General features: G+C 74.3%; 7 protein-coding genes. 5 read left to right on the top strand and 2 right to left on the bottom strand.

Features of this window, described 5'->3' with window-relative positions:
* Positions 1–67 precede the first annotated feature (67 nt).
* The 3 genes from GA0070616_RS24905 (at position 68) to GA0070616_RS24895 (ending at position 3272) form a co-directional block, all read left to right on the top strand.
* Entirely contained in the window at positions 68–805 is a 738-nt protein-coding gene (locus tag GA0070616_RS24905; RefSeq protein WP_091088187.1) for a TetR family transcriptional regulator, read from the top strand.
* Positions 806–1034: 229 nt separating this feature from the next.
* Positions 1035–2819 (top strand): N-acetylglutaminylglutamine amidotransferase, encoded by a 1785-nt coding sequence (locus GA0070616_RS24900; RefSeq protein ID WP_091088184.1) that lies wholly within the window; start codon positions 1035–1037, stop codon positions 2817–2819.
* A 111-nt stretch (positions 2820–2930) separates the two neighbouring features.
* Positions 2931–3272: a hypothetical protein gene (locus GA0070616_RS24895; RefSeq protein ID WP_245712889.1), complete on the top strand. Its 342-nt coding sequence runs from the start codon at positions 2931–2933 to the stop codon at positions 3270–3272.
* An 11-nt stretch (positions 3273–3283) separates the two neighbouring features.
* Here GA0070616_RS24895 and GA0070616_RS24890 read toward each other — a convergent pair whose 3' ends face one another.
* Complete coding sequence (locus GA0070616_RS24890; protein ID WP_245713031.1) at positions 3284–3802, bottom strand: hypothetical protein; 519 nt, start codon at positions 3800–3802, stop codon at positions 3284–3286.
* A 210-nt stretch (positions 3803–4012) separates the two neighbouring features.
* Positions 4013–6895 carry a condensation domain-containing protein gene (locus tag GA0070616_RS24885; protein WP_091088172.1) on the bottom strand — a complete coding sequence of 961 codons (2883 nt, stop codon included), beginning with the start codon at positions 6893–6895 and terminating at the stop codon, positions 4013–4015.
* A gap of 225 nt (positions 6896–7120) precedes the next feature.
* Here GA0070616_RS24885 and GA0070616_RS24880 point away from each other — a divergent pair, with 225 nt between their 5' ends.
* Complete coding sequence (locus tag GA0070616_RS24880; protein WP_091088169.1) at positions 7121–12514, top strand: non-ribosomal peptide synthetase/MFS transporter; 5394 nt, start codon at positions 7121–7123, stop codon at positions 12512–12514.
* Complete coding sequence (locus tag GA0070616_RS24875; RefSeq protein ID WP_091088165.1) at positions 12511–14010, top strand: class I adenylate-forming enzyme family protein; 1500 nt, start codon at positions 12511–12513, stop codon at positions 14008–14010. Before GA0070616_RS24880 ends, GA0070616_RS24875 begins: the two co-directional genes overlap by 4 nt.
* Positions 14011–14015 lie beyond the last annotated feature (5 nt).

Here is a 14015-nt window from a genome sequence, read left to right as displayed (position 1 = left end):
CCCGCATCGTACTGACCATCGGTCAGTCAGTTCAATACCGTCGGTCAGGACGGGATACGCTGCACGCATGACCGGCGAGGCCCCCGACGACACCCGCAGCAGGATCCTGCGGGCCGCCCTGGACCTGTTCGCCGCACAGGGCTACCAGCGCACCTCGCTGCGCCAGATCGCCGAGCGGCTACGGCTGACGAAGGCGGCGATCCTCTACCACTTCCCCAGCAAGGAACAGCTCGTCGCCGCCCTGGTGGAACCGCTGCTCGGTGACCTGGAAAGGCTGCTGGACGAGGTCGGGACACTGCCGCCGCAGCGGGCCCGGTGGGCGCTGCTGGAGGGCTGGGTCGACACGCTCCTGGCGCACCGTCGACCACTGGGCACCCTCTTCCACGACATCACGCTGATCGGCCGGGGCGCCACGTACCAGCGGTTGATGCGGGTGGCGCTGCGGGCCAACGAGATCGCCGCCGGGCCGGACGCCGGGCGCCGGGAACGCGTCCGCGCGGTGCAGGCGATCGCCATGTGCAGCGATCCGGTGGTGTTCTTCCTCGACATTCCGCCGGAGGCACTGCGCGCCGACATGCTCGACGGCGCCCGCCGCCTCCTCGCCGACCCGCCGTCGCGGGCTCCCGTGCCCGGGGGCACCGGGCGGCGACGGCCGGGGCGCCCCAGGACGCTGGAACCGGAGCAGGTCGAGGCCGCCCGGCGGATGCACGCGGCGGGCACCCACTCGGCTGACGAGATCGCCTCGGCCCTGGGCGTGTCCCGCGCGACCGTCTACCGCCACCTGAACCAGACCACCCTGTCCTGATCCGCTGATTCTGAGACGATTACGAGACGGTTTCGAGACGACCGGGTCGGTCGGCGCGGCCCGCGTCCCGGACGGGGCCCGGGTGGGGGTTTGTCGCTGGGGTGGGCGGGTAGCCCAGCGGCCCGTCCTGCGACGGGACTCCGACCGCCGAGCCGGGCGGTCCGCGACGGTCGACGACAGGAGTGGTGTCGGTGGGTCCGGTGTCCCGCGAGCCCGGTGGGCGCTGAGCGTGTGCGGCATCGGCGGGGAGGCGCGCTTCGACGGCGTGCCACCCGACACCGACGCGGTCGCCCGCATCGCCGAGGCCATGCGCTCCCGTGGCCCCGACGGCGGCGGCCTGTGGAGCGACGAGTGGGTGACCCTCGGCCACCGCCGGCTGACCGTCATCGACCTGTCCGACGCGGGGGCCCAGCCGATGGTCCGCGAGGACCTCGGGCTGGCGCTGGTCTTCAACGGCTGCGTCTACAACTATCCGCAGCTGCGCGATCAGTTGCGGGCCGCCGGGCACACCTTCCGCTCCACCAGCGACACCGAGGTCATCCTGATGGCCTACGCGCAGTGGGGTGAGGACTTCGTCGACCGACTGGTCGGCATGTTCGCCGTGGCGATCGTCGACCGGGCCCGGCGGCGGCTGGTGCTGGCACGCGACCGGCTCGGCGTCAAACCGCTCTACCTCGCCGAGACACCGGGCCGGCTGCGCTTCGCCTCCACCCTGCCCGCCCTGCTGCGCGGCGGGGACGTGGACACCACCATCGACCCGGTGGCGCTGCACCACTACCTGTCCTGGCACTCGATCGTGCCGGCCCCCCGCACCATCCTGCGCGGAGTGCGCAAACTGCCACCGGCGACCGTACGGGTGGTGGAGGCCGACGGGCGCAGCCGCGAACGCGTCTACTGGCGGCCCGACTACGTCCGCGATCGGGGCCGGGAACAGCTGGGCGTCCGGGACTGGCAGGCGCTGATCGGCGACGCGCTGCGCACCGCGGTACGCCGGCGGCTCGTGGCCGACGTGCCGGTGGGCGTCCTGCTCTCCGGCGGTCTCGACTCCAGCCTGATCGTGGCGCTGCTCGCCGAGGCGGGCCAGCATCACCTGCAGACCTTCAGCATCGGCTTCGACAGTCGCACCGGCGAGACCGGCGACGAGTTCCACTACTCCGACCGGGTGGCCCGCGCGTTCGCCACCGACCACCACCGGATCCGGCTCGCCGACGACGACCTGGTCCCGGCGGTACGGGCCACCGTGGCCGCGATGACCGAGCCGATGGGCAGCCACGACGTGGTCGCCTTCCACCTGCTCTCCGAGCAGGTGTCGCGGCACGTCAAGGTCGCGCAGTCCGGGCAGGGCGCCGACGAGGTCTTCGCCGGGTACGGCTACCACCAGCCGCTGGCCACGGTGCCGCGCGAGCGGACCGGGGACACCTTCGCCGGGGCGTTCTTCGACCGGGACCACGCCGAGCTGCTGCGGGTGGTCCACCCCGCGTACGCCGCCGACACCGACGTCAGCACCGAGCTGGTGGCCGCACACCTGGCCGCACCCGGCGCGGACACCGCGCTGGACGCCGTGCTGCGTCTGGACACCCACCTCATGCTGCCCGACGACCCGGTCAAGCGGGTCGACAGCATGAGCATGGCCTGGGGGTTGGAGGTGCGCACGCCGTTCCTCGACCAGGACCTGGTCGCCCTCGCCGCGGCCTGCCCGCCCGCGCACAAGGTCGACGCGGGCGGCAAGGGGATCCTCAAGCGGGTCGCCCGGGAGGTGCTGCCCCCGGAGGTCGTCGACCGCCCGAAGGGCTACTTCCCGGTGCCGGCCCTGCGTAACGTCGACGGCCCGGTGCGGCACCTCGTCACCGAGGCCCTGCGCGCGTCGGCCGCGCGGCAGCGCGGGCTGTTCCGGCCGGAGTACGTCGCGCGTCTGCTCGCCGAACCGGAGCAGGCGCAGGCGGCGGCCGGGAGCAACAAGCTGTGGCAGCTCGGCCTGCTGGAACTGTGGCTCCAGACCCACGGCATCCGGTGACCCCCGACCGTCACTGTCGGGTTCCCGACACAGGGCGCCCCGCCCAGCCGATCGAGGACCATCGTTGTCGCCATGGCCGTGCGCTGGTCCCGGGGCGGGTACGGACGCCCGATGCCCGGCACCCTCCGGATCACCGTGCTCACCTTCGCCGTGCTGGCCCTGCTGTTCGCCCTGGCGTTCGCGCACCGGCTGCTCGCCGACGGGTCGCTCGGCGCGACCGCGTTCTTCGCCGTCCTCGCCGTGGCGTGCGCGGTGGTCGCGGGAGCGCTGGCCGCCCGTCGCGCCTGGGCACCCTTCCCCGCGTACGCCCTGGCGGGTCTGCTGGCCGCGGCGTCGCTCGGCCTGTTCGGCGCGATCACCGTCGTCGGTCTCGCGCTGCTGGCCTGGGTGCTGTGGGCCCTCAACACCCGCCCGTCGCGGGAGTGGCTGAGCCGCCGCCGTCACCCGCGCTGACGGGTCGCCGGTCAGGCCAGCAGGACGAACGCCGGCGTCGCGACCGCCGCTCCCGCCACCGCGCCGGCCAACACCTGCGCCGGGGTGTGGTCGGCCAGCCGCACCCGCGACCAGCCCACCAGCCCGACCAGCCCCACCAGGGCCAGCAGCGCCGGCCCGAACACCACGACCAGCACCGCCGCCGAGCCGGCCGCCACCGCCGCGTGGGCGCTGAGCTTCCACGTCTGGTTGACCGCGCTGACGACCAGCAGCACGGCGGACATCACGACCACCATCGCCACCAGTGGCCGGGGCGCACCCAGCGCGACCAGGGTGGCCAGCCCGGCGAGCACCGACACCATCCCCCAGGCCAGGGGGCCGCGGCGCTGCTCCCGCACGCCGATGTGGTGGTCGGTCAGCCGGCCCCGTCGTACGCCCCACCAGATCACCACGTACGGCACCGCCGAGCAGAACAGCACCGCCAGCAGCCCCCAGCCGAGGCCGGCCCCGACGGCCGGCGCGGTGCTGTGCAACGCCACCACCAGGGACATGACGGCCGCCAGCACCGCCGGGGCGAACACCTCCGTCACGATCCGCGCCACCCGCAGGGACGCCGACCGGGACGACCGCTCGACGCCTGGGGCCACGGGTCGGGGACCACCTTCCGCACTCGGAACAGTCGCCGCTCGCGCGACGACCGACGCGCCCCGATTGTGGCCCACCGGACCCGCCGCCGGACCCGGTTCGGGTCAGCCCGCCCGCTACCAGACCCGGACCGGGTCAGCCCGCCCGCTGCCGGCGGCTCCGACCACCATTGCCTCGATCGCGTGCAGCAACCGCTCGGCCCGCGCGGCGGGCAGGTACGCGGTGTCGGCGGTGACCACCAACTCCACCGCCCCCGGCGCGTCGACCACCTGGATCCGGCAGCGCCAGGCGAACCGTTCCAGCGGCGGCAACCAGGTGAACGTGCTGCCGGTCGCGGCGGCCCGCGACCCGTCAGCGAGCGCCCGGACAGCGACCACCCCGGCGGAGCCGGGCCCGGCTCCGGTCACCCGCGACCCGACCGGGGCGGCGAGCGGACCGGCGACGGGCGGCACCGGCGCCGGGGCCCCCCGACCGTCGGGCAGCCGGATGTCGTTGAAGAAGCAGTACGGGGCCAGCGCGGTGGCGTAGTCGTGACCGGCCTCGGCGAACGCCCGGGTCATGGCCGCCGGGTCGTAGTAGGCGTGCCGGTACGCCTCCAGGCCGGCGCGGTGCGTCCGGGTGAGCAGGTCGGCCAGGTCCGGACGCCCGGTCAGGTCGACCCGGCACAGCCCGATCTGGTTGAGCTTGCTGATCGCGTCGGCGTACCCCGGGGGGAACCGGTTGTGGGCCATGGTGAACACGCCGCAGCTGTCCTGCCCGTCACCGAGCACGGCGACGGCACCGGCCAGCAGGGCCGTGGCGGTGCTGACCCGGTGTCGGGCCGCGAGGATCCGCAGGGCGGCGTCGAGGGCCGGTGAGACCAGGGAACCCCGCTGGTAGCGCGGGTCGGCGGGAGTGCCCGGGGTGGTGAACGTACCGGCCGGCAGGAGGGCGAAACGTTCAGTCCAGGAGGCGACCGAGCGGTCGGAGCGACGCTGCTCGACCCCCTGCTCGCGCAGGGCGACGTCGAGCGACTGGAGTCCCGGTTCACCGGGCGCGGCACCGCGCAGCAGGATCAGCCGCAGCTCCCGCAGGAGGGTCTCGGTGGCGTGGAAGTCCACCGTCGAGTGGCTGAACACGACCACCACCTGCCGGACCCGGCCGTCGACCACCACCAGCCCGGCGCGCAGGGGCCAGTGCGCGGCGTGGTCGAACCGGGGGCCGCCCAGGCGCTCCGCGAGCGCCGCCGAGGCGGAACGGCCGTCCGGGTCGCCGTCGCCGTCGACGTGGTGCACCGCCACCGGCAGGTCCCCCCGCCCGAAGGCGACCTGGGTCAGTTGGCCGTCGACGACGCGCACCCGGGTGCGCAGCGACTCGTGCCGGGCCACGAGCGTGCCCAACGCCCGTACGGCACGCGGCACGTCGACGTCGGCGCGGCGGGACAGCGGCAACGTACGACGGAGGTTGAGGAAGCTGTTGTGGGCGGACTCGAACTCCACCACGGCCCGCCACATGGCCTGCTGTCCCCAGGTGAGCGGGCCGGTGCGGTCCCGTCCGCCGTCGAAGTGGGCGGGGGTCACCTCGTCGACGACGCGCCGCGGCGGTGCGGTCGCCGTTCCGGCCGGGCGGGACGGCGACCACGGCCACGGCACGTCCCGCAGGGCCGCCTCGACCAGCAGCCGCTCCAGGTCCCGCAGGAAAGGTTCCACAGCTTCCGGCTCGACGAACCGGGTGTCCACGGTGAGGGTGATCCCGAGTGCGCCCGGCTCGTCGACCACATGGGCCAGCAGGTGCCAGGACGCCCGTTCCAGCCCCCTCGTCCAGGAGAATTCGCTCTTGTCCAACTCAGCCCTCAACTCCTTTTCCGTCGCGTCGGTCTTTTTCTCGACAACCTCACCGGAAAGGCGTACGTCGTTGAAGTAGTGGTAGGGCAGGAAAAGAGTGTCGAAGTCGTGGCCCACCGCCTCGAATCGCCCGCGCAGGGCGGCTGGTTCATAGCCGGCGTGCCGATAGCCGTCGAGCGCACCGCGCCACACCCGGGGCAACATGTCGGCGAATGTCGGACGGTCAGCCAGATCGACCACACAGAATCCGATCTGACCCAGGTTGGCCACCGCCTGGGCGTACTCGACCCGGAAGCGATTGTGTGCCATCGGGAACATGCCGCACAGCGCCGGCGGGTGGTCCCGTCGGGCCAGGGCGGTCATCGCCGCCAACAGCACCGCCGACGAGCTGACCCGGTGCCGGGCGGCCACGATGCGGGCGGCCCGCTCGGCGGCCGGGGAGACCAGCACGCCGCGGCGCAGGAGCGGGGTGAGGCCCGGTCCGACGGGGGTCAGCGGTGTGGACGGCAGCCGGGCGAACTGCCGCAGCCAGTACGCCACGGCCCGGTCGGAGCGCTGCCGCCCGGGGCCCTGCTGGTCGAGGGCGACGTCCACCGACTGTGGGCCCGCAGGGTGGGGCACGGTGCCGCGCAGCAGGATCAGGCGCAGGTCACGCAGCACGACCTCCGCCGCGTGGGCATCCACGGTGGAGTGGCTGAACACCACGACGATCTGCCGGACGCGCCCGTCGACCAGCACCAGTGCCACCCGCAGCGGCCATTCGTCGGCGTGGTCGAAGGCCACGTCGCCGAGCCGGGTGGCCGCGGCCCGCGCCGCCGCCGCACCGTCGTCGACACCCGGCAGCACCAGCAGGGGCAGGACCCCGGCGGCGGCGGCCTCCTGGACCGGGCCGTCGGCGCTGGCACGGACCCGGGTCCGCAGGGACGAGTGGCGGCCGACCAGGGCACCGACGGCCCGGGCGACGGCGTCCGGACCGGCGGCCACCCGGGGCGAGACGGGCACCGTGCGCCGCAGGTTCATGAACACGTGGTTGTTCGGGTTGCGCGCCCTGGCCCGCCACATGACCTGCTGGGCCCAGGTCAGCGGTGCGGTCCGCGTCCGCCCGCCCCGGAACTCGGCATTGATGAGCTTTTCGGTGGCCCACTCGGTGGGCACGACGGCGTCGGCGAATCGCATTCCTGACCGTACGACGCCGGTTTACGACGTGAATCGATCGTTTGGCCTCTTGCCGGTGCGCCGTTCAGGCCATTCCGTTGCGTCGTCCACACCCGACAGAATACGGGGCCCGCCCGCCCACGAGGGGAAAAGGCCAACGGTGTGACCAATGTTGACGTACCGACCCGGGACGCCCCCAAAACTACACCGAAGGACGGTATTGCCCGTAGCGTACCAACGCCCGAATTGTCGTTCGGGCAGGAACGGATCTGGTTCACCGAGCAACTGAATCCCGGAACTGCCGGATACGTCGTACACGCCACCTCGCGGCTGCGCGGCGCGCTCGATCCGGTGCTGCTGCGCGCCGCCCTCGACGCCGTCGCCGCCCGGCACGACAGCCTGCGCATGGCGTTCACCGAGGACGAGCGCGGCGAACCCGTCGTACGGGTGCGCGAATCGGTGCGGGTGCCGTTCACGGTCACCGCCGCGGCGGACATGACCGGGGCGCACGCGCTGGTCGCCGAGGCCGTCGGCACCCCCTTCGACCTGGGGACGGCACCGCTGCTGCGGGCCCTCGTGGTGCGGCTGGCCGACGACGACCACGTGCTGCACCTCGGCATGCACCACATCGTCAGCGACGGCTGGTCGATGGACCTCCTGCTGACGGAACTCGCCGCCGGCTACGGCGCGTTGCGTGACGGCGGCCAGGCACCGGCGTCGCCCGTGGGCAGCTACCTCGCGTACGCGGCGCGTCAACGTGCGCGCCTGGCCGCCCCGGCCGCTGACACCGGACTCGCGTACTGGACGCGGGAGTTGGCCGGAGTGCCGGCGCTGGACCTGCCCACCGACCGGCCCCGGCCGGCCGTGCAGTCGTACGCCGGTGGCACCCACCGGTTCGCCCTCGACGCCGAACTGACCGACGGCCTGCGCCGGCTCGGCCGCACCCACCGTGCCACGCTCTACATGACCCTGCTGGCCGGCCTGCAGGCGGTGCTGTTCCGTCACAGCGGGCAGCGCGACTTCGCCATCGGGTCTCCGGTGGCCGGTCGCGTGGAGCCCGACACCGAGCGGCTGGTCGGCCTGTTCCTCAACACCCTGGCATTGCGGGCCGACCTGTCCGCGGCTGACGGGGAGCCCGACTTCGCCACGCTGCTGCGGCGCACCCGGGGCACGGTCGTGCGGGCCCTGGCACACCAGGAGATCCCGTTCGAGCGGCTGGTGAAGGACCTCAACGTGCCGCGCGACGTGAGCCGCACGCCCGTGTTCGGGGTGCTGTTCACCCTCCAGAACTACGAACGCACGGCAGGCCGGTGGCCGGCGGGGCTGACCGCCGAGGGAGTGCGGGCCGACACCACCGTGGCCCGGTTCGACCTGGCGTTCTACCTCAGTGAGACCGACGACGGGCTGCGCGGCATGGTCGTGCACAACACCGACCTGTTCGACGCGGACACCGTAGCGCGGCTGACCGACAGCCTCCGTGTCCTGCTGCGCGACGCGGTGGCCCGGCCGCGGACACCGGTGGTGGACCTGGCGCTGCTCGACACCGCCGGGCGGGCCCGGATGCTGGCCCTCGGCACCCCCGACGCCGACCCGCCGGTCACCGACGAGCCCGTGACGCGGGGGGCGGGCAGTCTCGCGGACCTGATCGTGCCGCACGTCGCCGCCACGCCGGACGTGCCGGCGGTGGTCTGCGGCGCGGACACGGTCAGCTACCGGGACCTCGACGAGCGGGCCAACCGCCTCGCCCACCACCTGCGCGCCCGGGGTGCCGGCCCGGACCGGGTGGTCGCGGTGCTGCTGGAACAGTCGGCCGAGCTGGCGGTGACGCTGCTGGGCGTGCTGCGGTCCGGGGCGGCGTACCTGCCGCTGGACCCGGAGCAGCCGACCCGGCGACTCGCCCTCGTGCTCGCCGACGCCCGGCCCGCGCACGTGGTCACCACCGCGGCGCTGCGGGGTCTGCTGCCCGCCGACGGGCCGGCCCCGACGCTGCTCGACGTCGACGCCGGGGCCATCGCCGGGCTGCCGGCGAGCCCGCCGGACACCGATGTCACCGGCGAACACCTGGCCTACGTCATCTACACCTCCGGCTCCACCGGCGCGCCCAAGGGGGTGGCGGTGCCGCACCGGCCGGTGCTGCGCTACCTCGACGGGGTCGCCGAGCGTCTCGGCGTGGTGCCCGCCGCCCGGTACGCGCTGCTCCAGTCGATGGCCTTCGACTTCAGCGTCACGATCTTCTACCTGGCGTTGGCGACCGGCGGCACGGTGCACCTGCTGCCCCGGCGGGGCACCGGGGCGGAACTGGCGGACCAGCTGCGCCGCCAGCACATCGACTACCTGAAGATCACCCCGTCGCACCTGGCGGCCCTGGCCGCCGAGGTGCCCCCCGGCGAGCTGGTGCCCCGACGCACCCTGCTGCTCGGCGGGGAGGCGTCCGACCTGGACTCCGTGGCCGCCCTCGCGGCGGCGGGGCGGGGCCGGGTGGTCAACCACTACGGACCCACCGAGGCGACCGTCGGCGTCACCACGTACGGGGTGCGACCGGACGGGCCGACGCGGGGGCCGGTGCCGCTCGGGCGTCCCCTGCCGCACGCCCGCGTGCTCGTGCTCGACGAGCGGATGCGCCCCGTGCCGGTCGGGGTGCCCGGCGAGATCATGATCGGCGGGGACCGGCTCGCCCGGGGCTACCTGCACCGGCCCGGCGCCACCGCCGAACGGTTCGTGCCCGACCCGTACGGGCCACCCGGGGCCCGCCTCTACCGCACCGGCGACCTGGGCCGATGGAATGCCGACGGCCAGCTGATGTTCCTCGGCCGCCGCGACCACCAGGTGAAGATCCGGGGTTACCGGGTGGAACTGGGCGAGGTGGAGGCCGCCCTGCGCGCCTGCCCCCCGGTGCGGCAGGCCGTGGCGGCCCTGCGCGCGGACCGCCTCGTCGCCTGGCTGGAACGGCACCCCGACGCGGACCCGCCACCGCCCGCCGAGCTGCGCCGGGTGCTCGCCGAGCGGCTGCCCGAGCACATGGTCCCGCAACGGTTCGTCTGGCTGGACGCGCTGCCGCTGCAGGAACACGGCAAGGTCGACAGGCGGGCACTGCCCGAGCCCACCGACGAACCGGTCACCGGCGGGTACGTCGAGCCGACCGGGCCGGTGGAGACACTCGTCGCCGGGGTGTGGCGGGAGGTCCTCGGGCTGGCCCGGGTGGGCGCCACCGACGACTTCTTCGACATCGGCGGGCACTCGCTGCTGGCGACGCAGGTGGTGGCCCGGCTGCGCCGGGAACTCCCCGCCGTCGTCGGTGCCGACGCCACGGTCAGCGTGATGGACGTGTTCCGGCACCGCACCGTCCGCGCCCTGGCCGCCCTGGTGGCCGCGCCCGGTGACCGGCCGGGCGGGCTGCTGCACGAGCTGACGCCGCCCGTACCGCCGGGTGCCCGGACCGCCACGCTGGTCTGCGTGCCCTACGGCGGCGGCAGCGCGGTAGTCTACCAGCCCCTCGCCGACGCCCTGCCGGCCGGATACCGGCTGCTGTCGGTGGCGATGCCGGGCCATGACATCGGCCTGGCCGACGAGCCGGCCCCGATCGAGGAGGTGGCGACCGGCGTCGCCGCCGAGATCCTCGACGGGGTCGACGGCCCGCTGATCCTCTACGGCCACTGCGGGCCCGGCGGCGCGCTGGCGGTCGAGGTGGCCCGCCGGCTGGAGGCGGCCGGCCGCGACATCGACGCGATCTACCTGGGCGCCGTCTTCCCGTTCGGCCGCCCGGCCGGCGGTCTGCTCGGCCCGCTGCTGCGGCTTCGGCTGGCCGAACGCATCCGCAGCGACCGGATCTACCGGACCTGGTTGCAGGCGCAGGGCACGAACGTGGGCAGCCTGTCCACGTCGGAGATGTCGTTCCTGATCCGCGCGATGCGCCACGACGCGCAGGTCTCCGAGGAGTACTTCACCGAGCTGATGCGCCGGCGGGTGACCCCACTGCGCGCACCGGTGATCTCGGTCGTCGGCGAGGCCGACCGCAGCACTGAATACCACGAGGAACGGTTCCGGGAGTGGCACTTCCTTTCCACGCGGACCGCGCTGGCCGTGGTCGACGAGGGCGGGCACTACTTCCTCAAGTACCGGGCCGCCGAGCTGGCGGAGATCGTCACCCGCGTACACCTGCGACTCGATGCCCCCGCCGACACGGACGTCGCCGGGTCCGCCGACCCGGCGTGGCAGCTCACCGCCGTCTCCGACCGCAGCGGCGGATCCCTCGCGGCTGCGGACCCCGGGGTCGCCGGGCCCGCGCGCCGCGCCCCGCAGCCGAGCATGCGCCGCTTCGGCCTGGTCGCGGCCGGCCAGATCACCTCCGGTACGGGGACGGCGCTGACCAACTTCGCGATCCCCCTGTGGATCTACCTGCAGACCGGGTCGCTGGTGCGCTTCGCGCTGTTCGCCGTGGTCGGACTCCTGCCGGGGCTGCTGGTGGCCCCGCTGGCGGGGGCGTTGATCGACCGCACCAGCCGGCGTCGGGTGCTGCTGCTGGCCGGCACGGCGGCCGGCAGCGCCATCGCGGTCGCGGCGGGGCTGGTGCTCACCGACCGGGCCCAGGTCTGGCACCTCTACGTGCTGGTGGGCTGGCTGTCGATCGCCCTGGCGTTCCAGCGCATCGCGTTCGTCTCGGCGGTGCCACAGCTGGTGCCCAAACGCTTCCTCGGCCACGCCAACGGGCTGGCCCAGACGGCGACGGGACTCACCCAGTTCATGGTGCCGCTGATCGCGGTGGCGCTGCTGGACGCCGTCGGACTGGCCGGCATCCTGGTCATCGACGTGGTCAGCTACCTGTTCGCGATCGGCGTGCTGCTGGCCGTACGGTTCCCGGCGACCCTGGCGCTGCGTCGCCGCGAGGGCATCGGCGCGGAGATCGTCAACGGGCTGCGGTACGCGCTGCGACGGCGGGAGTTCCGGGCCATGCTGGGCTTCTTCGCGGCGCTGAACCTGTTCCTGTTTCCGGCGCTGTTCCTGCTCTCCCCGCTGGTGCTCGGCTTCGCCGGCCTGGCCGAGGTGGCCCGGATCGCGCTGACCGGGGGCGTGGGCGCCGCCGTGGGCGGGCTGGTCATGCTCGTCTGGGGTGGGCCCCGGCGCTACCGGATGCGCGCGGTGCTGCTCGGCACCCTCGGCATCGCCCTCGCCTGCGTGGTCACCGGGCTACGCCCGAGCCTGCTGGTGGTCGGCGCGGGCGCCTTCGGGATGTACCTCGCGTTGGGCGTGGTCAACGGGGTCTACAACACCATCGTCCAGACCAAGGTGCCGGCCCGGTTCCACGGCCGGGTGTTCGCGCTCAACCAGATGGTCGCCTGGTCGACCCTCCCGGTGGGCTGGGGCGTCATCGCGCCGCTGGCCGCCCGGTACGCGGAGCCGCTGCTGCAGCCCGGCGGCGCGCTGGCTCCCACCGTCGGCGCGGTGATCGGCGTCGGCCCGGGCCGGGGCACCGGCCTGCTGTACGTGGTGTTCGGCGTGTGCATCGGGCTGACCGCCCTGGTGTCGTTGCGGACGCGGGTGCTGGCCCGCTTCGACGACGAGGTGCCCGACGCGCCACCGGACGACCTGGTCGGCATCGAGACCCGACGGGCCCGCGCGACCGCCGGCGGTGACCGGCCGTGAGCCCACCCGAGGCGCACCGCCCGCCCGTCGGCGGTACGGTCCCGCAGCTGCTGGCCTGGCGGGCCGCCCTGCACCCGGACCGGGTGGCGGTCGAAGTGCACGGCGTCGACGCGCTCACCTTCGCCGCCTGGCAGGCCGACGCCGGCACCGTGGCGGGAGCCCTGCGACAGCGGGGGGTGCGACCGGGTGACCGGGTGGGACTGGTGTTCGCCAGCCGGGACTGGGCGGGCTACGCCGTGGCGTACTGCGGGGTGCTGCGCGCCGGCGGGGTCGCCGTACCGCTGTCGGACCGGGCGGCCCCGGGCCAGCTCGCGTACGCGTTGGCGCACTGCGAGGCGACCGCCGTCGTGCACGCGGGTGACGTCCCGGTGCTGCCGGCCGGCACGGCCGCGTGGGGCCTGCCCGAGCTGCGCGCCGGCAACGCCGAGCCGGCCGACCATCCGGGGCGTCCCGGCGACCTCGCCCAGATCCTCTACACCTCGGGCACCACCGGCCGTCCGAAGGGGGTGGCCGCCAGCCACGCCAACCTCACCGCCGGCGCGCCCCGGCACCCGCGCCGGCTACCGCTGGCCCACTCGCGGCGGTTCCTGCACGCCTTCCCGATCGGCACCAACGCCGGGCAGACGATGCTGGTCAACGCCCTGACCTCCGCGCCGACGGCGCTGACCCTGCCGCGCTTCACACCGGCCCGGTTCGCCCGGCTGGTCTGCGCACCGGGCACCGGCACGGTGTTCCTCGTCCCGGCGATCGCGATCGAACTGCTCGACTCGGGGGCACTGGCGGGCCTGGACACCTCCGGGGTGCACCTGGTCGGGTCGACCGCCGCGCCGCTGCCCCCGGCGGTCGCGTCCCGCCTGGCGGCGGCGTTCCCGGCCGCGGCGGTGGTCAACTACTACACCTCGACCGAGGCCGCCCCCGCCCAGACCACGATGATCTTCGACCCGGAGCGGCCCGACGCTCTCGGCAGGCCGGTCGCCGGCCAGCTCATGGTCGCCGATCCCGAGGGCCGGGCGCTGCCCGCCGGAACGACCGGCGAGGTGTGGTTGCGCGCGCCGCACGCCCGCGCCTACTACCGCGACGACACCGCGAACCGGGCCACCTTCCGCGCCGGCTGGGTGCGGATGGGCGACATCGGTCGGCTCGACGCCGACGGCTACCTCTACCTGTCCGACCGGCACCAGGACGTCATCAAGTCCGGGGCGTTCAAGATCTCCAGCCTCGAGGTCGAGGCTGCGCTGCACGAGCACCCGTACGTCGCCCAGGCCGCGGTGGTCGGTGTGCCGCACCCGGTGCTCGGCTCGGCGGTCGCCGCCGCGGTGGTACCCAGATCCGCCGCGCCGGCGGACGCGCTGACCCTGCCGGCGTTACGCAGCTTCCTCGTCGACCGGCTCGCCGACCACCAACTGCCGGCCCGGCTGCTGGTGCTGGACCGGCTACCCCGCAATCCGGGCGGCAAGGTCCTCAAGCGGCAGCTCACCGGCCTGTTCGACACCTGACCCAC

The organism is Micromonospora nigra (assembly GCF_900091585.1).
In the GTDB taxonomy this organism is placed as follows: Bacteria; Actinomycetota; Actinomycetes; order Mycobacteriales; family Micromonosporaceae; genus Micromonospora; species Micromonospora nigra.
This window is presented reverse-complemented; position numbering and strand designations above follow the sequence as displayed.

Bases quoted from the DNA above. Each gene is read 5' to 3' on its own strand.
- GA0070616_RS24905 (WP_091088187.1), top strand. From the start codon at position 68: ATGACCGGCGAGGCCCCCGACGACACCCGCAGCAGGATCCTGCGGGCC.
- GA0070616_RS24895 (WP_245712889.1), top strand. From the start codon at position 2,931: ATGCCCGGCACCCTCCGGATCACCGTGCTCACCTTCGCCGTGCTGGCC.
- GA0070616_RS24890 (WP_245713031.1), bottom strand. From the start codon at position 3,802: ATGTCCCTGGTGGTGGCGTTGCACAGCACCGCGCCGGCCGTCGGGGCC.
- GA0070616_RS24885 (WP_091088172.1), bottom strand. From the start codon at position 6,895: ATGCGATTCGCCGACGCCGTCGTGCCCACCGAGTGGGCCACCGAAAAG.